This is a genomic window from Brotaphodocola sp. (assembly GCF_050873365.1).
Taxonomy (GTDB): domain Bacteria; phylum Bacillota; class Clostridia; order Lachnospirales; family Lachnospiraceae; genus Brotaphodocola.
The window spans coordinates 48,882-72,678 of sequence record NZ_JBNMIQ010000015.1; the positions used below are offsets into that span (position 1 = coordinate 48,882).

Genomic DNA, 23,797 nt, shown 5'->3' on the forward strand with positions numbered 1-23,797 from the left:
AAAGGAATTCGGTTTGAATTGGTTTTATCAGGCAGGACATAGACTCTGAATGAAACAGGAGGAAAAATTTATGAGCAAGATTATTGGTATCGACCTTGGTACTACGAACAGCTGTGTAGCTGTTATGGAAGGTGGAAAGCCGGTTGTTATCCCGAACCAGGAAGGTTCTCGTACAACTCCGTCTGTTGTTGCATTTACAAAAACTGGTGAGCGTCTGGTCGGTGAGCCGGCAAAGCGTCAGGCTGTAACAAACGCAGACCGCACGATCGCTTCTATTAAGAGACATATGGGTACCGACTACAAGGTAACCATCGATGGCAAGAGCTACACCCCGCAGGAGATCTCCGCAATGATCCTTCAGAAGCTGAAGGCAGATGCAGAGGCTTATCTGGGCGAGAAGGTAAGCGAGGCAGTTATCACGGTTCCGGCATACTTCAACGACGCACAGCGTCAGGCAACCAAGGATGCAGGTAAGATCGCAGGTCTGGAAGTAAAGCGTATCATCAACGAGCCGACCGCAGCTGCACTGGCTTATGGTCTGGACAACGAGAACGAGCAGAAGATCATGGTATACGACCTTGGTGGTGGTACCTTCGATGTATCCCTGATCGAGATCGGTGATGGTGTCATCGAGGTTCTGGCAACCAACGGTGATACTCACCTGGGCGGTGATGATTTCGATAACCGTATTACTCAGTGGCTCGTTGACGAGTTCAAGAAGGCTGAGGGCGTAGATCTGTCTGGCGATAAGATGGCAATGCAGAGATTGAAGGAAGCAGCTGAGAAGGCAAAGAAGGAGCTGTCCACAGCTACCACGACCAACATCAACCTTCCGTTCATCACTGCAACCGCAGAGGGACCGAAGCATCTGGATATGAACTTGACCAGAGCAAAATTTGACGAGCTGACTCATGACCTGATCGAGCGCACCGCAGTTCCGGTACAGAACGCTCTGAGAGATGCAGGTATGACCACTTCCGATCTGGGCAAGGTACTTCTGGTAGGTGGTTCCACCAGAATGATCGCTGCACAGGAGAAAGTAAAGCAGATGACCGGCAGTGAGCCGAGCAAGTCTCTGAACCCGGATGAGTGCGTTGCAATCGGTGCAGCTATCCAGGGTGGTAAGCTCGCAGGCGATGCAGGCGCAGGTGATGTACTTCTGCTGGATGTTACTCCGCTGTCTCTGTCCATCGAGACGATGGGAGGCATCGCAACCAAGCTGATCGAGCGTAACACCACGATCCCGACCAGAAAGAGCCAGATCTTCTCCACCGCAGCTGATAACCAGACCGCAGTAGATATCCACGTTGTACAGGGTGAGCGTGAATTTGCCCGCGACAACAAGACCCTCGGACAGTTCCGTCTGGATGGTATCCCGCCGGCAAGAAGAGGTGTTCCGCAGATCGAGGTTACCTTTGATATCGATGCAAACGGTATTGTAAACGTATCCGCAAAGGATCTGGGAACTGGTAAGGAACAGCACATCACGATCACTTCCGGTTCTAACATGTCCGAGTCCGATATCGACAAGGCAGTCAAGGAAGCTGCTGAGTTCGAGGCTCAGGATAAGAAGAAGAAGGAAGGCATCGATGCAAGAAATGATGCAGATGCAATGGTATTCCAGACCGAGAAGGCACTTGAGGAAGTTGGCGACAAGATCTCCGCAAACGACAAGGCAAGTGTTGAGGCTGATCTGAATGCCCTGAAGGATGCAATCAACCGCGCACCGATCGATCAGATGACCGATGCTCAGGTAGAGGACATCAAGGCTGGCAAGGAGAAGCTGATGAAGAGTGCACAGGCTCTGTTCGCTAAGGTTTACGAGGCTAGCCAGGCAGGTGCAGGTGCTCAGGGTGCAGGCCCGGATATGAGCGGTGCAACCGGTGCAAATGCAGGTAATGCAGGAAACGACGGCGATGATGTCATCGACGGCGACTTCAAGGAAGTATAATAAAAACGTATAAACGTTAATCATAAGCCGGTAGCGCGAGCGTCGACTTGAATTAAAAAAGTAAGATAGAAAATAGGCTGGCGCGTATTTCCGGAGGGTGCCGAGAGGAACTCTTCGGGGTATGCGACAGCCATTTCGTTGCATTGTTTTCATGCTCCGCAGGGATGTGCCGGTAGACCGTCTGGGCTGGGCAATGATCAAAGTTTAGGACAGGAATGAGCAGTCAGCGCGAAGAAGAAAGGGAACCTGGTTATGGCAGAGAATAAGAGAGATTATTATGAGGTCTTGGGTGTTTCAAGAGATGCAGACGAGGCCACTCTGAAAAAAGCGTATCGCACGCTTGCCAAGAAGTATCATCCGGATGCCAATCCGGGGGATAAAGAGGCTGAACAGAAATTTAAGGAAGCATCTGAGGCATACAGTGTTCTCAGTGATCCGCAGAAGAGAAAACAGTATGACCAGTTCGGTCATGCCGCATTCGACGGAGGCGCAGGCGGTGGAGCCGGCGGTTTCGGTGGATTCGATTACAGCGACATGGGCGACATTTTCGGGGACATCTTCGGAGATTTCTTCGGCGGTGGCAGAAGCCGTGGCGGAAGCACCTACAATGGTCCGGCACGCGGAGCAAATGTGCGCACAGCAGTCCGCATTACCTTCGAGGAAGCTGTTTTTGGCTGTGAGAAGGAAGTGGAGATCAACTTCAAGGAGGAGTGTGCAACCTGTCACGGAAGTGGAGCGAAGGCTGGAACCTCCCCGGAGACCTGTCCGAAATGTGGTGGTAAGGGAAGAATTCTCTACACCCAGCAGTCGATCTTTGGTCAGGTGCAGAATGTGCAGACCTGTCCGGAGTGCGGTGGTAAGGGTAAAGTCATCAAGGAGAAGTGCCCGGACTGCTACGGTACCGGATACATCACGAAGAAGAAGACGTTCAAGGTTACGATTCCGGCAGGTGTCGACAATGGTCAGTGCGTGCGCTGTGCAGGCGGTGGCGAGCCGGGAACGAATGGTGGCGAGAGAGGCGATCTGCTCGTAGAGATCGTGGTTTCCCAGCATCCGATCTTCAAGCGTCAGGATACAAGCCTGTTCTCAACCGTTCCGATCTCCTTTGCAACGGCAGCACTCGGCGGACCGATCCGCATCAAGACGGTCGACGGCGAGGTTGAGTTTGAGGTGAAGCCGGGAACCCAGACCGATACGAGAGTCCGTCTGAAAGGAAAGGGCGTTCCGTCCTTACGCAACCGCAATCTGCGCGGAGATCACTATGTCACCCTCGTTGTTCAGGTGCCGGATCGCATGACGGAGGCTCAGAAGGAAGCACTTCGCACTTACGATGCGCTGATGCGCGGAGAAGAACCGCCGAAGGAGAAGCACAAGAAGGGTCTCTTCGGCAGAAAAGACAAAGACTGATGATAGAGTAAATATACTATTAAATATACCATATAGAAATAAAAATATAAAAAACAGAAGCGTAACTCTCGGAACTATAAATTCCGGAAGTTACGCTTCTGTTTTACTTTACATATTTTGTGTTGCATATTTCGCTTTACATAGCAAAGAGGCGCTTTTGACGCCTCCGCTCATTGGTTGCAACCTTCTCAGAGTATTCTCGAATACCCTGAGATTTTTTTGTATATCAGGGAAGCGCCAGTGACGCTTCCTCTGATTGAAAACAGTCTTGTCTCTGACAGTGGAAAGGCGTGTGTGTGATGGGGTGTAATGCATTAAGGAATTTCGTAAAAATATAATTTAAAATACCTAAATGGTTACTGCCTCGCCTCTGCCAAAAACAAAAGCTCTTTTCATCCGTTCATTAAGTTAATGCAGGACGGAGCATTTTTATTGCATAAAATCAAAAAAAAATAAAAAGAAATTTTGAAATCCGCTTACTGATAAAAAAACTGCAATAATTCAATAGATCTATAAGTAAAATTAATAGAACTTTAGTGCAATAAAGAATAATGATATTTTTTTATCATTTATTAACGAGAATTTAACGGGAAATGCTGAAAAAGAAGAAAAAAGATCTGTGGTTCAGAAAAATCGTGCGGGTGAAAGGGGAAAAAACCTGTTTGAAATTTAACGAAAATCGGGAGGAAAAACTGCCCAAAACCTTGAATTTACAAGGAAAACAGGGGGTGGTTTTTGTATACAATGTTAAAGATGAAATTGTCTAATTTCCTCAAATGTGCTATACTGATACAGATGACAAACGAGATTATTTGTCAATAGAAGTCGAAAATGTATAGAAAGAGGGTAAAGGTAATGGGATTGGCTACATTTAGAGGCGGTGTTCATCCTTTCGAGGGAAAAGAACTGTCTGAGAGCAAGCCGGTTCAGGTCCTGATGCCGAAGGGCGATATGGTATATCCGATGTCTCAGCACATCGGTGCTCCGGCAACGCCACTTGTAAAAAAGGGCGATCAGGTTCTGGTGGGTCAGAAAATCGGCGAAGCCAGTGGATTTATCTCTGCAAATGTAATCTGTTCAGTTTCCGGAACAGTTAAGGCAGTGGAGATGCGCAGAGTTGCCAGTGGTGCGATGGTGAATTCCATCGTGGTAACCAATGACGGAGAGTACAACACGGTAGAAGGTCTGGGAGCAGACCGTGATCCGTCCACACTTTCCAAACAGGATATTCGCACCATCGTAAAGGAAGCGGGAATTGTAGGTCTGGGCGGTGCAGGCTTCCCGACCAACGTAAAACTTTCTCCGAAGGATGAGAATGCGATCGATTACATTCTGCTTAACGGTGCAGAGTGTGAGCCGTATCTGACTTCCGACTATCGTCTGATGATGGAGGCTCCTGAGCAGGTCATCGGAGGACTGAAAGTCGTTCTTCAGCTGTTTGAGAAGGCAAAAGGTGTGATCGGTATCGAGGACAACAAGCCGGAGGCTATCAAGAAGATGACCGAGCTTGTGAAGGACGAGCCTCGTATTTCCGTATGTCCGTTAAAGACCAAGTATCCGCAGGGTGGTGAGCGTTCCCTGATTTATGCAATCACAGGACGCAAGGTAAATTCTTCCATGCTCCCGGCAGATGCAGGTTGTATCGTGGACAACGTAGATACGATGCGCGCAATCTATCAGGCAGTCTGCAAGACGACTCCGCTGATGGAGCGTACATTTACTGTGACCGGTGATGCTGTGGCAAACCCGCAGAACTTCCGTGTCAAGATCGGTACGAACATGCAGGAGATCGTTGAGGCAGCTGGCGGATTCAAGACGGAGCCGGAGAAGGTCATTTCCGGTGGTCCTATGATGGGTATGGCAATGTTCACTCTGGACGTTCCGGTCATCAAGACGAACTCTGCTCTGACCTGCTTCACAAAGGATGAGGTCAAGGCAAATCAGGAGACTCCGTGTATCCGTTGCGGTAAGTGCATCAGCGTATGCCCGAGCCACATTGTTCCGGTTATGATGATGGACGCAGCACTCAAGGGTGACTGTGACCGATTCGAGAAAATAAATGGTATGGAGTGTATGGAGTGCGGAAGCTGTACTTTCATTTGTCCTGCCAAGAGACCGCTTACTCAGGCATTTAAGGAAATGAGAAAGACGGTTGCGGCTAACCGCAGAAAGAAAGCGCAGGAGGCGAATAAGAAATGAGTAAATTATTTAACGTATCGTCGTCCCCGCATGTGCGTAGCAGTGAGACAACCCGTAGCATCATGATGGATGTAGCGATTGCGATGTTACCTGCAACGGCATACGGCGTGTTCCAGTTTGGTCTTCATGCCCTGCTGGTTCTGATTGTAACGATTTTAGCCTGCGTGCTGAGTGAGTATGTCTATGAGAAAGGCATGAAGAAGCCGATTACGATCTCTGATTTCAGTGCTGTCGTAACCGGTATGATTCTTGCTCTGAATATGCCGGCAACAATCCCGCTGTGGATTCCGGCACTCGGTGGTGTATTTGCAATTATCGTTGTAAAACAGCTTTACGGTGGTCTGGGTCAGAACTTCATGAACCCGGCACTGGCAGCAAGATGCTTCCTGCTGATCTCTTTTGCAGGAAAGATGTCCAGCTTTACTCTGGATGGATGGAGTGGTGCAACTCCTCTGGCAGCTATGAGAAATGGTGAGACGATGGATTTAGCATCCATGTTCATCGGTAAGATTCCGGGAACCATCGGTGAGGTTTCTGTCATCGCTCTTCTGATCGGTGCAGCTTATCTGGTTGTTCGCAAGGTAATTTCCCTGCGCATCCCGCTGACCTACATCATCACAACCGCAGTCTTCATCTTCATCTTCGGCAATCATGATCCGTATTATGTAGCTTGTGAAGTATGCGGAGGCGGTCTGATCTTTGGTGCATTCTTCATGGCAACCGACTATGTGACAAGCCCGGTAACCCCGGCTGGTCAGTATGTGTTCGGCGTTGTTCTTGGTCTTCTGACCGGTATCTTCCGTCTGTGGGGAGCTTCCGCAGAGGGCGTTTCCTACGCAATCATCCTGAGCAACCTGCTTGTTCCGGTTATTGAGAAGGCAACCCTTCCGGCAGCATTCGGCAGAGAGAGCGAGAGCGGTTGGGCAAAAATGTTTGCGAAAAAGGAGGGCAAGTAGTCATGAAAGGAATTATGAAAGACGCGTCCATCTTATTTGCGATTACCCTGATTGCCGGCGTATGCTTAGGTGCTGTACATGAGGTAACCAAGGCTCCGATTGCAGCAGCACAGCTCGCAGCAGCAACTGCTACATATAAAGAGGTTTATCCGGATGCAGCAAGTTTTGAGGAGACTGACGATCTGAAGGCAGCCGTAGAGGCTTGCGACCTTTCTGGTCAGGACTTCGGAAACGTATCCGTTGACGGTGCACAGGAGGCACTCGATGCAAGCGGAAACGTGATTGGTTATCTGGTTACCTCTACTTCTAACGACGGTTACAATGGAACCGTTCAGATTTCCGTCGGTGTGACGAAAGAGAACACCCTGACCGGAATCGGTTTCCTGTCCATCAGCGAGACCCCGGGTCTTGGTATGAAGGCAAAAGAGCCGGAGTTCAAGGATCAGTTCAACGGAAAACCGGTAGCAACATTCTCAGTAACAAAGACGGCTCCTGCTTCTGATGCGGAGATTCAGGCCATCAGTGGTGCGACCTTCACATCCAAAGCAACGACCGGTGCAGTCAATGCGGCAGTCTACTTCGTAGAGAACTGCATCACACAGTAGGAGGGGCAATCATGAACAAATATGTAGAACGTTTATACAATGGTATCTGGAAAGAAAACCCGATTTTCGTACAGATGCTTGGTCTTTGCCCGACTCTGGCGGTAACAACCTCCGCAATCAACGGTGTCGGCATGGGACTTTCTTCCACGGCGGTGCTTGTGTGTGCAAACCTTCTGATTTCCGCACTGCGCCACCTGATTCCGGACCGCGTTCGTCTTCCAGGCGAGATCGTAGTCGTAGCATCACTCGTAACAATCGTAGATATGTTGATGGAAGGTTTCCTTCCGTCCCTGTACAGCGCTCTGGGTATTTACATCCCGCTGATCGTTGTAAACTGTATCATCCTTGGTCGTGCCGAGTCCTTCGCAATGAAGAACACCCCGATCCTGTCCGCATTTGATGGACTTGGAATGGGTCTTGGATTCACAATCGCACTTGGACTGATCGGAGCATGCCGTGAGGTTCTTGGTGCCGGAACTGTATTCGGCATTCAGGTAACTCCGTCTTCCTTCCAGCCGATCTCTATCTTTATTCTTGCACCGGGCGCATTCTTCGTTCTGTCCATGCTGACCGCTCTTCAGAACAAGCTGAAAGCACCGTGCGCAACGAATGGTTCTGCAGATAAGGAAGAGAAAGAAAACTTCGGTTGCACCGGCAACTGCATGACCTGCGCCGAGCATAAGACCGAAGGGGAGGGCAAATAAATGAAAGAATTACTGGTTATTGCGATCAGCTCTGCGCTGGTCAGCAACGTTGTACTGAGCCAGTTCCTGGGCATCTGTTCCTTCGTCGGTGTATCCCGTAAGGTAGAGACTGCAGCAGGTATGGGCGGTGCGGTAATCTTCGTTATTACGATCGCTTCCATCGTGGCTAGTCTGATTTACAACTATATTTTAAATCCGCTGGGACTGGATTACATGAAGACGATCGTCTTCATCCTTGTAATCGCAGCTCTGGTACAGATCGTAGAGATGTTCCTGCACAAGTGCATGGAGTCCCTCTACAACGCACTGGGCGTATTCCTTCCGCTGATTACCACGAACTGTGCCGTTCTCGGTGTAGCACTGACCAACGTACAGAATGGTTACGGCTTCGTACAGAGCGTAGTAAACGGCGTGGCAACTGCAATCGGTTACACGATTGCGATTGTTCTGCTTGCCGGCATCCGTGAGAGAATTGAGGGAAATGATATTCCTTACAGTTTCCAGGGATCTCCGATTGTTCTTGTAACTGCAGGACTGATGGCGATCGCATTTTTCGGATTTTCCGGATTATTGTAGGAGGGAGAGACGAGGATGGATATAATGGCAGTAGTCATCGCGGCAGCAGTAGTTGCGGCAGCTGGTATCGTAGTTGGTATCGGTCTGGGGCTGTTCGGTGAGAAATTTAAAGTTGAAGTGGATGAAAAAGAGCTCGCAATCCGTGGAGAGCTTCCGGGAAACAACTGTGGCGGATGCGGATTTGCAGGCTGTGACGCTCTGGCAAAGGCAATCGCAAATGGCCAGGCAGCTCCGAATACCTGTCCGGTAGGTGGTGCAGCAGTTGGCGAGAAGATTGCTGAGATTCTCGGTGTAACCGTAGAAGCAGGCGACAAGAACGTAGCATTTGTAAAGTGTAAGGGAACTTGCGACAAGGCACAGACTCTGTATGAGTACTCAGGAATTCATGATTGCCGTGAGGCATCTGTTGTTCCGGGTGGCGGCCCGAAGGCTTGTTCTTACGGCTGTGAGGGCTTCGGTTCCTGCGTGAAGGCATGTGAGTTTGATGCGATTCATGTGGTAAACGGCATCGCAGTGGTAGACAAAGAGAAGTGTATGGCATGTGGCAAGTGTGTTGCTGCCTGCCCGCGCAACCTGATCACTCTGGTTCCGTACAAGGCAAAGCACCTCGTACAGTGTGCTTCCCACGACCGTGGACCGGCAGTCAAGAAGGTATGTACCGCAGGATGTATCGGATGTACGCTGTGTACCAAGGAGTGCCCGTTTGATGCAATCCATATGGATAACAACGTGGCAGTTATCGACTACACGAAGTGTAAGAACTGCGGTAAGTGCGCAAAGAAGTGCCCGGTACAGGCAATCCTGTAATCGAACACAGATTAATATTGATTAATCGAACGCAGATTTGGGCGAAAGCCCAGATGAAATAAGAGTTCATGAAGATTTATGAAAATTCATGAAATTAGAGAAGGCGGTGTTTTCGGAGAGATCCGAAGGCACCGCTTTTTTTGTATGATAGGAAATTGCGTCCTATCATACAAAAAATGCTCCGCAAGGATGCGCACTCGGCGCAGGGGAAGATGGTTGCTGAAGCAACCGCGCCTCGGCGCGAGAATGTGCCAAGGCACATTCTTTTTTATTAGAAAAAGGATACCGGAACCTCATCGCAAAATTCGACAGAATGTGGTATACTCTTTTCAATGACGTTTGATCTATGAAGGAGAAGGGTGTTTGCAAAACAAGCGTACCCGAAGGGAAAAAGGGGCAAGGGATTATGAATTTGGAATTGTTTGACCGTACCTATCTGGTGATTGTTCTGTTCTTGTTAAGTATGGATATGGCACTTGTGTATAAGCTCAGCAGGATGTCCGGATTTGGAAAACTTCAGAAGCGGATGATGATTATGCTGATGGCATGCGTATTCTGTGCGGGTTCCGATATGCTCTGCGTGTTGATGGGATCGAGCACAGGGCGTTTCGGAACATTTTTCTTAAATACTGCATTTGATTTTTCATTCGGATTTCTCGGATTTTATCTCTTTTATTATAACGAAAAGAAATATCGCTCAGGACTGTTTCGGGAGCGAAAATGGAGGATTTTGGCGTTAGTTCCGTTACTTTTGATGAGTCTTTCTCTGATTGTCTCGTTCTGGACGGGATGGGTTTTCCATGTGGATGAGCAGGGAAATTACAGCAGAGGACCTCTCTTTTATTTCTTCTATTTTATTCTTGCGGGCGGATATCTGGAATGGACCGTGGCGGTCAACGTGTATCGCTTCTTTACACAGAAAAATGAGACAAAAAAGAAAATGGCGATTCAGGCTCTGACCTATGTACTTCCGGTGGTTGGGGGAACATTGATTCAGCTTGTCTTTCCGGAATATCCATGCTCAAATATGGGACTCACAGTGACGATTCTCATGATGTTCATGGATGCGCAGGAGGAGCTTCTCCAGATTCAGATGGAGGAGGAAGAGAAGGAGAGAAGGATTCTCGTCTCCCTGTGTGGGGAGTTTTCTAATGTCTATCATGTAGATCTGAAAAGCGATACCCTTGAGATCATCAAGCAGGAGAAGACGACGAACGCGGCAATCAGTGAGAATATGATGCAGGAGGGAAAACAGAGATATTCTCTCCGGGTGAAAGAATACTACGATTACTGTGTTGTTCAGCGGTTGGCTCCGGATTTTTTGGAGAAGATGGGGGCAAAGCATCTGATGGAGGTGCTCGAACATCAGGAGCGTTTTGTGTACCGGTACCGCGCAAAACAAAACCTCGTCGGGAGGGAGTATTTTGAGGCACAGGCGCTCCGCATTCACGAGGGGGATGACACGGATGATACGTTTCAGGTCGTCATCGGATTTCGTCCGATCGATGACATTGTCAGGGAGGAACGCAACCATCAGGAGATGCTTGAGCGCGCGCTTCGCAATATGTCGATGAGCAACGAGATTATTTCTGCGATCAGCAAGATTTATCTGTTGATTTACCGGGTGGATCTTGAAAATGATTTTATTGAACAGATCTCGAATAAGGGGACAATCCATCGTCTGACCGGGCAGAGCGGAAGTGCGGTGAGGATGGCAGAGCAGATCGTGAAGATGGTGGCACCGGAATTTCAGGATCAGGTGAGACGGTTTTTTGATCTTGCCACGCTAGCAGATCGGTTGGATCGGGAAGAGACGATCATTCTGGAGTATATGGGAATGAGCGGAAAGTGGTACAGCGGTCGTTTTATCGTGAAAAACCGGAATGAGGACGGAAGGGTCACTCATGTGCTCTATGTGGTTTCGGCGATCGACGCACAGAAACAGCAGGAGATGGAATACCAGAGACAGCTTCACGACAGCATGATGGAAGCGGAGCGTGCCAATCGGGCAAAGACGAATTTCCTGCGCCGGATGAGCCATGATATCCGGACTCCGATCAATGGTGTGATGGGAATGGCGACGATCGCAAAGCGCAACCTCGATGATCCTCAAAAGCAGGAGCAGTGTCTGAATAAGATTATAAGCGTTTCGCATTTCCTGCTTGATCTGGTGAATGAAGTTCTCGATATGAATAAACTGGAATCCGGTGAGATTGAGCTTGAGAACCGTTCGTTTGATCTTCAGCAGACTCTCGAGGAAGCGACGACGGTTGTGGAGGAGCAGGCGAGGGAGGCAGGGCTTCATTTCTACGAGGAGTATCAGAAACTCGCCCATAACAAGGTGATCGGAAGTCCTCTGCACTTAAAACGGATTGTCCAGAATATCATGGGAAATGCCGTCAAGTACAATCGGGAACATGGAAGCATCCGCGTCTCCTGCCGGGAAATTGACTCTGATGAGCGGACTGTGACTTTTGAGTGGATCTGTCAGGACAGCGGAATCGGAATGAGCGAGGAGTTTCAGAAGCGGGTCTTTGATCCGTTTGCTCAGGAGGTTCAGGAGGAAAACTCTGCGCGGACGACGTATGCGGGGACTGGATTGGGACTTGCAATCGTCAAGGAATTGATTGAGCGCATGGGTGGAAGCATCCGGTTTGAGAGCAAGAAAGGGGAGGGAACGACGTTCTTTCTGCGATTTGTCTTTGAAAAAGATCAGGAGGTCGAAGTGGCTGGCGATGAGAGTGAGACGCCGGCGATTTCGCTTGAAGGCACGAGAATTCTTCTGGTCGAGGACAACGATCTGAACATGGAGATTGCGGAGTATCTTCTCGTGGAGGAGGGAGCAATCGTTGATAAGGCATGGAATGGAGAAGAGGCGGTGGAGCGGTTTGCAGAGTCAAAGCCGGGAACGTATGAGATTATTCTGATGGACATCATGATGCCGGTGATGAATGGACTCGAGGCCTCAAAGAAGATTCGCGAGATGGATCGCCCGGATGCCTCGAGTGTTCCGATCATTGCGATGACGGCAAACGCATTTCTTGAGGATATTCGCAGAAGCCGGGAGGCGGGGATGAATGAACATATCTCCAAACCGCTTGACCTTGCAAAGTTCCTGACGGTAGTTAGAAAAATGAAACAGAGAAATGTTCTGAGAGAGTCCGGCGAAGGGATTGAGTCGGAAACTGGGATAAAAGTTTGGGCGGAAATCGAGCCGGAAACAGGGACAGGAGTTGGGGAAAAAATCGAGCCGGGAATTAAGTCGGAAATGGAAATGGAAACGAAAATTGGGATGAAAATAGAGACGGTTGTCGAGCCAGGGATTGAACCGGGGGCTGAGGACGAGACTGTTTAGAAAGGAGACACAAGGTTGTGCGGAGAATATACTACGGAGAGGGGCTGTTCTTAAATGAGCAGTATCAGATTTTTTCAGAACATCTGGAAAAGAAATTTCAGCTCCTGTTGATGGAAAATCATGGGGTGGGAATTATTGGCGGATATTATGAAGAGGGTCTTCCGATCTGTATGGTCAGCGAGCTGAGTGTCAAGATGCTCGGGTATCAGTCGATTGAGGAGTTTGAGGAGCATACCGGAAAACTTCTGATGCGGATCATCTGTCCAAGTTCCAATGAGACGTTCTCGGAGGAAAAATTTGCAAAGTGGTCGGGAATGATGGAGACGCACATGTACACGGCGAGTGGAGAGCGTTTCTGGGTGCGCATCTTCAAGATGGAACACACCAGTTATGACGGGAGACCGATCTGGCTGATCTCGATCTGCAACATGCAGGAGCTCTTTGAGGCGGAGTGTGCGATTATGGAAGTCAATCAGAAACTTGAGGAGGCAAATGAGCAGATTCGGGCACAGCTTGACACTTTTGCAAACGGAATCAACGGCGGATATATGATCAGCCGGGAGGACAAGCAGTTTTCAATCGCCTATGTCAGCCAAAATGTTGCGAGAAATCAGGGCTACACCGTAAAAGAATTTCTTGATTCCTGTATGGGAAGTGCGCTTGGAAATGTCTATCCGCCGGATCGCTCGGAAGTAATGTTTACGCTGACGCACCAACTCAAGCGCAAGGATAGTTACTCGATGAAGTATCGGGTTATCTGTAAGGACGGAAATGTGAAGTGGGTGTTTGACTCTGGAAAGCGGGGAAAGGATAAGGATGGAAATCCGGTGATCCAGAGCCTGATCATGGACATCAATGATTCGGAGCAGATGAACATGATGTACCGTCAGGAGCGCAGGCAGTACCGCGATGCGATCACTCATGACTGCGAGTACAGTTTTTCGGTTGATCTGACGAGTGGATATTTAGAGGATTCCTTTGAAATGAAAAATGGGGAGAATCCGATTCGACTTCTTGGCATGCGTCTGCCTGTGCGTTTTGACGATTATCTTGAGCGGGTAAAAACAGTTTTAAAGTCGGTATACACGGATGGACGGGCACTTGAGGATGCGACGACGGCGAATCTGCTCCAGTGCTATCAGATGGGAATCCGAAAGAGCGAGTACGATTACTGGGACATTCGTCAGAATAAATATGTTCGCGCGACGGTTCTGATGTCGGAGCGGGAGGAGAACGGTCATATCTGTGCGATTATCGTCGGGCGAGATATCAGCAAGCAGATCCGTGAGGTCGAGAATTATCACAAGGAAATGCAGGCGGCGAACAGCAGACTTGAGTGCCAGAAGAAGGAGCTTGAGGAGGCGTACCGGGAGGCGAACCTTGCGAATTCGGCGAAGTCGGATTTCCTTGCGCGGATGAGTCACGACATTCGGACTCCAATCAATGGAATCCTTGGTCTGATTGAGATGTCTGACCGCTATCCGGATGATGTCGAGAAACTCAAGGAGAACCGGGAGAAGGAGAGGGGAGCGGTCAAACAACTGTTGATGCTCGTCAATGATGTGCTCGATATGAGCAAGCTCGAGAGCGGGGAAGTTGAGCTGATTGAGGAACCGTTCAATCTTAATGAGCAGATGAAGCATTGCCTTGAGCTGATTGAGATGCAGGCACACAAGCGCGAGGTGAAGATTGTGAATCGCACGCCGGAAGGGCTCAGAAATGCGGATGTCATCGGAAGTGCAACGTATGTGAACCGGATTCTGACGAATATTCTCTCAAATTCAGTGAAATACAATCGCATCGGCGGTCAGATTTTTATCGCGATGGAGGAGCTTGCGCAGGTTGAGTTTGCGAAATGTGAATTCACAGGGGATGTGGAGAGCAGGGAGTCTGCGAAAGCTACTAAAGATGAATTCACAGGGAGCAAATCTGTGGACAGTCCGGAAGGTGGAGAGCAAGAAAAGCGAGAGGAATTTGCACGAGCTGAGTTTGCAAATAGTGAGAGGCGCAGAGCTCTTGGAAATGCGAAGAGCGAGGAAAATAAGAAGAGTAAAAAGATTTGGGTCAGATTTCTGATCGAGGATACCGGAATCGGGATGAGCGAGGAATTCCAGCAGAAGATGTTTGAGCCGTTCACGCAGGAGAATGATGGGGGAGGAGAGCGGACTCATGCGGGAACTGGACTTGGAATGGCGATCGTGAAGAAGCTCACGGAAAAGATGGGCGGTACGATTGAGGTGCACAGTCGCAAACATATGGGAAGTGCATTTGATGTTAGGATTCCGTTTGTGCTTGATCCGAATGGAGGGGAAGAACAGAAACAGGCGGGAGAGCAGGTGGATGATGGAATTCGCGGAAAGAAGCTCTTGCTTGTGGAGGACAATGAACTCAATCAGGAGATCGCGAGATTTATGCTCACCGAGGCGGGAGCTGAGATCGACAGCGTCTGGAATGGAGCGGAAGCGGTTGAGGTTATTCGCAAGAGCATTGGAAGAGCAGAGGCAGAGAAGTGGCGAAGAGGAAAGACTGGAAAGTACGATGCGATTCTGATGGATGTGATGATGCCGGTGATGAACGGGTATGAGGCGTCGAGGGAGATTAGAAAGCTTGAGAAGAAGGCGGGGATTCATACGCCGATCATTGCGATGACGGCAAATGCGTTTGTTGAGGATATTGTGCGGTGCCGGGAAGCCGGGATGGATGAACATATTGCGAAACCGCTTGAGATTGAGAAGCTGATTACGGCGCTGGCGAAGTATGTGAAGAAGGGGTAAAGTGGTTGCTGGGGGATACAGCGCAGAGCGCGGAGTAAGTCATGCAAACGCGCTCTCGCTCCGGGTTCGACGTAGCAGTGCGTAAGATCGCAGAATACGCGATCTAAGCACTGACGTCTCACACGGGTTTGCCTGTACTTCTCCGCCCCTGCGCCTGTGCAAAGTTCGAATACTTTTATATCAATAGTTGGTTTAAAAATCATTTGGCATTATGGAAATTTGGATGCTTATATAGTAATCGTTATTCTAAAAATTGTGGAGAATGATTCAGAGTCCTGAAAAGCTCTGATGATAGATAATAGAAGGGAAAACGGATAGATAAGATATGTTATACTTTGTAAATGACTACTGTGAGGGTGCTCACAAGGAGATTTTAAAACGTCTGGTAGAGACAAATATGGAAAAACTTGACGGATACGGGATGGACCCGTATTGCGAGTCAGCAAAAGAGAAGATTCGCAGGGCGTGTGAGTGTCCGAATGCGGATGTTACGTTTCTTGTTGGGGGAACGCAGACGAATGCGGTCGTGATCGGATCGATGCTCAGAAGATATGAGGGTGTTGTTGCGGTGAAAACAGGTCATGTGAGCATTCACGAGGCGGGAGCGATCGAGTACACCGGCCATAAGGTCCTTGAGATTCCGGAGAAAGATGGAAAGATGGACGCGGAAGTACTTAGACAGTATTTGGAGACGTTCTATCAGGACGGAAACCATGATCACATGGTATTTCCGGGAATGGTCTATCTCTCTCATCCGACGGAGTATGGCACTTTATATACAAAGGCGGAGCTGAAAGCGATTTCTGAGGTCTGCAAATCTTTTGAGATTCCGCTGTTTTTGGATGGCGCAAGACTCGGATATGGACTTGTGAGCAAGGGAACTGACCTCACGCTTGCGGATATTGCACATCTTGTGGATGTCTTTTATATAGGAGGAACAAAGGTCGGAGCACTCTGTGGAGAAGCCGTTGTCTTCCCGAATGGTGCGCCGAAACATTTTATCACGATGGTGAAACAGCAGGGTGCTTTACTTGCAAAGGGTCGTCTTCTCGGAATTCAGTTTGATACGCTGTTCACCGATGACCTCTATTTAAAGATCAGTGGGAATGCGATCCAGACGGCGGAGGTGCTCAAGCAGGCATTGAGGGAGCGGGGCTATCAGTTTTATGTAGACTCTCCGACAAATCAGATTTTTGTAATTCTGGAAGATCAGCAAAAAGAGCGTCTGGAAAAGGAAGTGGCATTCAGCTTCTGGGAGAAGATGGATGAGACTCACACGGTTGTGCGCTTTGCGACAAGCTGGGCGACAAGGATGGAAGATGTGAAGGCATTGATTGAGATTTTGTAAGTGATTGATGAAAAAAACATGGTGGGTTGTTTTATTAATTAGGAACAGGAAAAGATCTTAGTTAAAAAGCAATTAATTAAGATAATAAAAAGCCGATGAAAGTCTAGTTGAAATTTATTCAAAGAAGATTTTCGTCGGCTTTTTTATATAGAAAAAGATAGGACATGTTTTAAATCTGGGATTATGAAAATTGCGAAGCGGAATGATAAAACTATAATGTTCCAGATAAGAAATATTAAACTTGACATTTTTAGCTCGGGGGGGGGTAAAATGGAAAAAATAGATATATTTTGGGGAGGATAGAGGATGAAAAAATGTTCAAGGTGCGGAAAAGAATACGGGGATGAAATGACATTTTGTGCGGAATGTGGGGGAAAGTTAGAAGAAGCACAAGTGAAGTTTTGTAGAAATTGTGGAGAAAAATTAGAGCCAGATGCATTGGTCTGTCCGAAATGTGGCGCAGAACTGCAAAAAAAGAGTGAAGAGAAAAAGAAGAATAATGTGTTTAAGAAAATAGTAATTGCTTGTACGACAGTGGCTGTGGCAGTTGTAGTAGTGATTGGGGGCGTGGTCATTAAGACAAAAACTCATCCAGAAACAGTAGATGCGTATTATTACAAGAAGAATGGAAATGAATGGTACTACTATAATGCCAATACGCGTGAACATGGACAGGCAGGATACAATGAAAAAGATGTGTATTATACAGATGCTATATTTTCTGCACCTATATTAAATGAAGACGGAAGTAAAGTGTTTTACACAGAAGATAAATCCTTATTGTATCGAAACCTTAAAGGAAAAGATAATAAAGAAGTCTTAATTGATACAAATATCTGTGAGTATGCAATTAATGCGGATGGATCGGAAGTTGCTTATATAAAAAACAATGGTTCTTTATATAAATATAAGCTGAAGAAAAATAAAAAAGAGCAGTTAATTGATTTAAATTCAAAATCACGATTTATAGCATCTGAAGATCTGAATAAGTTTTTGATTGTGCAACCGAATGAAGATGATAGTACGAGGTATGTTTTTCTTTATGATGTAAGGAACAATAGACGAAACGATCTTATGGAAAATTTAGGAATACCGTATGCGTGGAATTCGGATCTTTCAGAAATGGAGTTTCTGGATGATGGGATAGATGCTTTTTATGTTTATTCTTATAAAGATGGAGAGATTACAAAGGGAAATACTTTAAAATTAATGAGTAACTATGAGGATGGAAAAAGGTATTATTTTAAAATAGAAGCTGCGTCTTGTATGGATTTTATCGATGATGATATGAGTAATGACAAAATATCAAAAGCGGAGCTTCGGCAAGAATTAGAATCGTATCATTTTTTTTATGTTTCAATATGTTATTTTGATGGAAATAAAGAAATAGTAGTGGCAAAAAATTATATTAGTGATATTAGCGATATAAAGGTAGCAAATAACGTTCCAGCAGTGGCAGTCATGGCAACTAATATTGAATATAAGTCACTAAAGTTATCTCAAATAGAGAGTTCAGAAGATGTTTTGGAGTTGCTGAATGATAATGCTGAGTTGACATGGATTGTAAAAGATAAAGTTAAAGATACAATTTTAGATGTTGATAATAACTATTCTTCGTTTGAAATTTCTGATGATGGAAAATATATTATATATAACGGGAAAAAGGGGGTATATTTACAATCGAATAAAGATGAGAGAATGTTATTGCCTGAAAATGCTAGAGGTTCTTGGATAGCATTGATGGATTCGGGAGCTGTTTTATTTTTATATGGAAGATTTTTAAGGCAATATTTAGATGGAAATATCACGGATGTTTGTGATGGAGAAGTTTGGCAATGGGAAAGCATGAAGTCTGGGGATATTTTAATTATTGAGAACTCTGATGGAAATGGAATATTAGAAAGATATGATGGGGAAAACAAGGAGTATATAGATAAAAATATAAGAGGAATAGTAAGTTTGAAAAGAAACAAAGTTGAAGATTTTAGTTTATATCTTATAGATAAGATTTGTGAACATCATCGCATGATTGATGATATGTATTAAAAACAAAACATAATTAGAGCACTGTAGGATGAGAAAGATAGTAGAGATAATGGAAAAAAATCAAATAATATATACAAAGATTTTTTTACATGAGCGCGCTTACAATGAACTAATACTGTCCGAGATGGAGAAGATAAAAGAGGAAGAGAACGAATGTATTGTCCGAAATGTGGAAGTGAAATAAAAGATGGAAGTACATTTTGCTCAAAGTGTGGAGCAAAAATGTCTGTTCGCGAAAAGAACGTTAAGGAAACTTTAGGCGGAATGGATGTTATGAAATCATTAGAGTTTCCTAAAATGGGTAATCTTGTAGTTTCAAAAAAGATTTCAGGTGTGATAGCCTGTGTTGTGGTCATTCTGGGGCTGATATTTTTTAGTCGGTTATTGAAACCGGTATTTGCACCGATTGATTCCACTGCGGTAATGGAAGCGTATTTGGAAGACAGTACCAGATATCAGAACAATCAAGGCTTGTATCAAGAATGTTTGGCATATGAGATCGATGATTTGACAAGCCAGATTACGAGTCAGCTTGATTCAATGCTTTCACGATTTGGAATCTCTTTAAGATCTTCAGAAGCAGAGAAAAAGATTAATTATTTGAGGGAAGATATAACCGAATATTTTTCACAAGATACGGAGAATCAAAAGTCCTTAGTCCGAGCAATAACAGAGTATTCCGATTTTCGGATTGTGAATCAGGTGAGAAAAGGAAAGAAAATCAAAGCGGATGTCACGGTTGAACATTTGGATCTTAATGCAGTGAATCGCAATATAGTAGAAGACAGTATGAGTATACGCAATATTGCAAAGCTAGTTACTGCTGGAAGTGAAGTATCAAAACTTATAGATATTGGTACGGGAGATGTGTCCTTTGTTTTGAAGAAATTTGTTGAAAAGGCAGAGACAACAGATGAAAGAGAAAGTTATACAGGAACCGTAGAGTTTATCTATAATAAAAAGAAAAAGTGTTGGGAAGTTGACTATGTAGATAGACAGCTTATAAGAGCTTATTTCGGTATCGAATAGGAGAAAACATCATGGGATTTTTAGATTCGTTTCAAGGAAATATACAGAAGATAGGAACAAATGTGTCTACGGCAAAATTTGACAGTCAGATTTTGGAGACAGATAACAAAATTAAAGAGCTTTTAATATCGATTGGGCGGACTTATCTTGAAGCACATAGGGAAGATTGTGAACAGGAATATAAGGAAGCTATTTGTTCTATAAAAAAGTTAGAAGAAGAACGAGAAACTCTGGAGCGTAATAAACTGGCAGCGCAGGGACTTCGGAAGTGTGAATATTGCCACCAGATTATTACGTTAGACAGTGCTTTTTGCAATAAGTGCGGGTCTAAACTGGAACAGATTGTATTATCCAGTGCTGGCGGAAAATTCTGTCCTTCCTGTGGAGCATCATTGGAAGAGGGAGATGTGTTTTGCACATCTTGTGGGGCAAAGGTAAATTAGATTACATAACAATATGAATATGAAAAGGTAAAGGGAATTAAGAAATGTTTTGCGGAAAATGTGGAAAGCAGATTGATGATAGAGCAAAATTTTGTCCTTACTGTGGTACAGGAACTGGGATTGAACCGACGAATAAAAGAAGCGATCAGCCAAAAGAAAATCATGCGGATCGATTAGGAAAAAAGGGAAAATCTTCAAAAATTCGAGCTGGTATTGTGGTAGCCGGTGTTGTGTGCGTATGTGTGGTTGTTGGTGGAGTATTATTTTTTAAGAAGGAATATGATTTAGAGAAAAATGGAAAAGAGACAACTCTTTTAGAAGAAAGTAAAGTGGAAGAGAGTTTGGTAGCAGATAATTCGATGGAGGAGAGTGAGGATACAGAAGAAACAACAATAGAAGAAACAGGTGCTGAAAGTGAAAGTGCAGAAGAAACTGAGGTAGTAAATACTGAGACAGAAAGCATGGAAGAAACGGATGCGGATACAGATGAAAGCAAGCCTGTTTTTGGATCATTGACAGACGATTATATTCTTCCAGAATGTGCGACCAAGTATTATAATGGAGAAGATCTTAGGAGTATGTCAGCTGACCAGGTTTATATTGCTCGGAATGAGATATATGCAAGACATGGACGAATATTTAAGAATGAAAAATTAAATGAATATTTTCAGTCTAAGTCCTGGTATACGCCGTTATATACACCGGAAGAGTTTGATAAAATGGGAGACAGTGTTTTCAATGAGTATGAGATTGCTAACAGAAATACTCTGTTGGAATTGGAAAAGGTAATAGAACAATAATAAATAGTTAAAAGATGGGATTTTATATCGAAGATTAAATAGTGAAAAGATATGGCTGGATTTTGTATAGGAAAATAATTCAAATACAGAATTCAGCCATATTGTTGTTTTGGGATGTGAGACAGCCCGTATTATGATGTGGAATAATTAAGCCTTTGATGAAAATTGATAATGCTTTAGCACTCCAAATCTCCGCAGAGTCGATCCGTCACGATGTCTTTGCAACGTTCTCTGTGGGCGACGTGGAGCGGGTGGTTTTGGAAGGCTTTTAAGGCGGACTCGTCTGCAAGCTCGGAGTAGAAGACGAGATCATAGTCTCCGCCGGCGGTGTTTATGCCGATCTCTGCGCGCAGAAGTCCGTCAATGTGTCCATCCATTGTTGCAACAGAGTTTTGAAGAAAGGCGAGAGCCTCTGCCTCGCGGTGTTCAGCTTTTACCTGATCGGTAAATTTCCAAAATAAGATATGACGAATCATAGGTTTATCCTCCTGATAAGATAGTTTGCATTTGACTTAATATGCTTAATATGGAGCGCAGGTTTGAAAGTTTGTCGCTCAAGTGGGAGAAACTTAAAGGTGTGATTAGTATTTCTGAATTTATTATACTACGAAAAAACGGGAGAAGTCAGCAAAATTATTGAGATTTCTATATAAATGAAAGCGTTTACAATTTTGACACAAATCAGACAATCATATCCCCTAAAAACAAAGGAAAAATTTTTATGAAAGTATTTACAATTTGGTATTCCCAAATTGAAAAAAGTGTGGTAGAATAGGGCTCAGAAATGAAAAACGTACACAGACGTCAGCGGATGGGACGTTACAGTTCACAGGTAAGAATTTTCTGAATGGAAAATTCTGAATGATACAGTAACAATGAGACGCGGTCAATAGAAAGGAGAAAAATAGCGATGGCACTTCTGAATTATGATGTATTAAAGAAATCCGGTTACGATGGCTACATTCTGGAGGATGCTCCGGTAAAGGTTATGCAGTTTGGTGAGGGAAACTTCCTTCGTGCATTCGTAGATTACTGGTTCGATCTTGCAAATGAGAAGGCTGGATGGAACGGAAAGTGTTGTCTGGTACAGCCGATTGCTCCGGGTCTGGCAAAGATGATCAACGAGCAGGAGGGTCTGTACACCCTGTATCTGCGCGGAAGCGAGAACGGTAAGAAGGTAGATGACAAGCGCGTGATTTCCAGCGTTGCAAACTGCCTGAATCCGTATGAGAAGGCTGATTACGAGAAGATGATGGAAGTTGCAGCAAGCGACGATCTTGAGATCATCGTTTCCAACACCACCGAGGCTGGTATCCAGTATGATCCGTCTTGCCAGAAGGATGACTGCCCGCCGTCCAGCTTCCCGGCAAAGCTGACCCAGGTTCTGTATCATCGTTATCAGGCAGGCAAGCCGGGCATCATCATGCTGGCATGTGAGCTGATCGACAACAACGGTAAAGAGCTGTTAAAGTGCGTAAACCAGTACATTGAGCAGTGGGGTCTTGAGGATGCATTCAAGAAGTATGTAAACGAGGATTGCACCTTCTGTGGTTCTCTGGTAGACCGTATCGTTCCGGGTCGTATTCGTGACCAGGAGGAAGTAAAGGCACTGGATGAGAAGAACGGCTACGAAGATCCGCTGACCGATGTTGGTGAGGTATTCGGTGTTTGGGTAATCGAGGGCGATGAGAAGCTCAACGATGTACTTCCGTTCAAGAAGGCTGGTCTTCTGGACAAGGTATTCGTTACCCCGGATATGAGCCCGTACAAGAAGAGAAAAGTTCGTATCTTAAACGGTGCACACACCGGATTTGTTCTGGGTGCTTACCTGGCAGGCGAGAACATCGTTCGTGACTGCATGCATGACGAGACCATCAAGGGCTTCATGAACAAGATGCTGTATGATGAGGTTATCCCGACCCTTCCGCTGGACAAGGATGATCTGAAGAAGTTCGCAGCAGCAGTTGAGGATCGTTTCAACAACCCGTTCGTAAACCACGAGCTGATGAGCATTTCCCTGAACTCCACCTCCAAGTGGAAAGCAAGAAACATGCCGTCCTTCCTGGGCTACATCGAGGAGAAGGGACAGCTTCCGGAGTGCCTGACTATGTCTCTGGCTGCTTACATTGCATTCTACAGCAATGATATTCAGGCTCTGACCGACGCTGGTCTGGTTTGCAAGCGTCCGGCAGGCAACGAGTACACCGTAAGCGATGACAGATGGGCTCTGGAGTTCTACTATGCACACAAGAACGACTCCGCAGAGGAGCTGGTACACGCTGTTCTGACCAACGAGCAGATGTGGGATCAGGATCTGACCAAGATCGCAGGTCTTGAGGAGAAGGTTGTTGCAGACCTGAAGATGATCCGCACCGAGGGTGCAAAGGCTGCATACGCAAGCTGTCTGTAAAAAGAAGTTTAAAAGTTAATAGATACCCATAAAAGGCTGGGACTGTGAAACCTTGGCATTTGAGTGATAAGAGCAGAATGCTTCTTATATACAAATGTACAACAGTCGCAGATTTGGGATGAGGGAGAGAAGACCATCAAGTTTTCTCTCCCTTTTTTGTTCCTGTACACGGGGAAATTACCTGAACGGAAAATTTCGTATCAATCAGAGCGGATGTCTCCTCCTCTATAAGTGGGGGATTACAAACTTTCGGCTCTATGTCAATAGTTGGGGTGGGATTCATGAGAATCCTACTCCATTCCTGACATCAGAGCCATTTTTATATACAGCTCTGATACATCCTGTTTTTGGGCATGCCAAATAAGCCTCCCTCATTTACCGACCAAT

At 45.9% G+C, this 23,797-nt stretch carries 18 protein-coding genes; 17 read left to right on the plus strand and 1 reads right to left on the minus strand.

Annotated features, from left to right (window positions below):
• Positions 1-70 precede the first annotated feature (70 nt).
• From dnaK to ACR0QT_RS08860, 16 genes are all read left to right on the plus strand, one after another.
• Complete coding sequence (gene dnaK / locus ACR0QT_RS08785; RefSeq protein WP_432630439.1) at positions 71-1,951, plus strand: molecular chaperone DnaK; 1,881 nt, start codon at positions 71-73, stop codon at positions 1,949-1,951.
• 252 nt (positions 1,952-2,203) lie between these two features.
• On the plus strand, positions 2,204-3,358 hold the full coding sequence (gene dnaJ, locus ACR0QT_RS08790; protein ID WP_432630440.1) for a molecular chaperone DnaJ: 1,155 nt from the start codon (positions 2,204-2,206) through the stop codon (positions 3,356-3,358).
• Between the two features lie 593 nt (positions 3,359-3,951).
• The gene (locus ACR0QT_RS08795; RefSeq protein ID WP_432630441.1) at positions 3,952-4,125 is read left to right on the plus strand and encodes a hypothetical protein; all 174 of its coding nucleotides are present in this window, start codon (positions 3,952-3,954) and stop codon (positions 4,123-4,125) included.
• 88 nt (positions 4,126-4,213) lie between these two features.
• The gene (gene rsxC / locus ACR0QT_RS08800) at positions 4,214-5,557 is read left to right on the plus strand and encodes an electron transport complex subunit RsxC (RefSeq protein WP_177978318.1); all 1,344 of its coding nucleotides are present in this window, start codon (positions 4,214-4,216) and stop codon (positions 5,555-5,557) included.
• Positions 5,554-6,513 carry an RnfABCDGE type electron transport complex subunit D gene (locus tag ACR0QT_RS08805; RefSeq protein ID WP_177978319.1) on the plus strand — a complete coding sequence of 320 codons (960 nt, stop codon included), beginning with the start codon at positions 5,554-5,556 and terminating at the stop codon, positions 6,511-6,513. The genes rsxC and ACR0QT_RS08805 overlap by 4 nt, the downstream gene beginning before the upstream one ends.
• A 2-nt stretch (positions 6,514-6,515) precedes the next feature.
• On the plus strand, positions 6,516-7,118 hold the full coding sequence (locus ACR0QT_RS08810; RefSeq protein WP_432630442.1) for an RnfABCDGE type electron transport complex subunit G: 603 nt from the start codon (positions 6,516-6,518) through the stop codon (positions 7,116-7,118).
• An 11-nt stretch (positions 7,119-7,129) separates the two neighbouring features.
• Entirely contained in the window at positions 7,130-7,822 is a 693-nt protein-coding gene (gene rsxE, locus ACR0QT_RS08815) for an electron transport complex subunit RsxE (RefSeq protein ID WP_177978321.1), read from the plus strand.
• Positions 7,823-8,398 (plus strand): electron transport complex subunit RsxA, encoded by a 576-nt coding sequence (rsxA, locus tag ACR0QT_RS08820; RefSeq protein WP_177978322.1) that lies wholly within the window; start codon positions 7,823-7,825, stop codon positions 8,396-8,398. It abuts the gene before it with no gap.
• A gap of 15 nt (positions 8,399-8,413) precedes the next feature.
• Positions 8,414-9,205, plus strand: a complete 792-nt coding sequence (locus ACR0QT_RS08825; protein WP_432630443.1) for an RnfABCDGE type electron transport complex subunit B — start codon at positions 8,414-8,416, stop codon at positions 9,203-9,205.
• Between the two features lie 406 nt (positions 9,206-9,611).
• Positions 9,612-12,560, plus strand: coding sequence for an ATP-binding protein (locus tag ACR0QT_RS08830; RefSeq protein ID WP_432630444.1), 2,949 nt, complete (start codon positions 9,612-9,614; stop codon positions 12,558-12,560).
• Positions 12,561-12,577: 17 nt separating this feature from the next.
• The gene (locus ACR0QT_RS08835; RefSeq protein WP_432630445.1) at positions 12,578-15,334 is read left to right on the plus strand and encodes a response regulator; all 2,757 of its coding nucleotides are present in this window, start codon (positions 12,578-12,580) and stop codon (positions 15,332-15,334) included.
• Positions 15,335-15,659: 325 nt separating this feature from the next.
• Positions 15,660-16,682: a threonine aldolase family protein gene (locus tag ACR0QT_RS08840; RefSeq protein WP_432630446.1), complete on the plus strand. Its 1,023-nt coding sequence runs from the start codon at positions 15,660-15,662 to the stop codon at positions 16,680-16,682.
• Between the two features lie 306 nt (positions 16,683-16,988).
• Positions 16,989-18,728: a zinc ribbon domain-containing protein gene (locus tag ACR0QT_RS08845; protein WP_432630447.1), complete on the plus strand. Its 1,740-nt coding sequence runs from the start codon at positions 16,989-16,991 to the stop codon at positions 18,726-18,728.
• Between the two features lie 153 nt (positions 18,729-18,881).
• The gene (locus tag ACR0QT_RS08850; protein WP_432630448.1) at positions 18,882-19,757 is read left to right on the plus strand and encodes a zinc-ribbon domain-containing protein; all 876 of its coding nucleotides are present in this window, start codon (positions 18,882-18,884) and stop codon (positions 19,755-19,757) included.
• Between the two features lie 11 nt (positions 19,758-19,768).
• Positions 19,769-20,200: a zinc ribbon domain-containing protein gene (locus ACR0QT_RS08855; protein ID WP_432630449.1), complete on the plus strand. Its 432-nt coding sequence runs from the start codon at positions 19,769-19,771 to the stop codon at positions 20,198-20,200.
• Positions 20,201-20,244: 44 nt separating this feature from the next.
• Positions 20,245-21,000, plus strand: coding sequence for a YARHG domain-containing protein (locus tag ACR0QT_RS08860; protein WP_432630450.1), 756 nt, complete (start codon positions 20,245-20,247; stop codon positions 20,998-21,000).
• 176 nt (positions 21,001-21,176) lie between these two features.
• Here ACR0QT_RS08860 and ACR0QT_RS08865 read toward each other — a convergent pair whose 3' ends face one another.
• Positions 21,177-21,476, minus strand: a complete 300-nt coding sequence (locus ACR0QT_RS08865; protein ID WP_432630451.1) for a Dabb family protein — start codon at positions 21,474-21,476, stop codon at positions 21,177-21,179.
• A gap of 434 nt (positions 21,477-21,910) precedes the next feature.
• Between ACR0QT_RS08865 and ACR0QT_RS08870 the strand changes: the two genes are divergently transcribed.
• A complete protein-coding gene (locus ACR0QT_RS08870; RefSeq protein WP_432630452.1) occupies positions 21,911-23,410 on the plus strand; it encodes a tagaturonate reductase in 1,500 nt (499 codons plus the stop codon).
• The last annotated feature ends 387 nt before the right edge of the window (positions 23,411-23,797 follow it).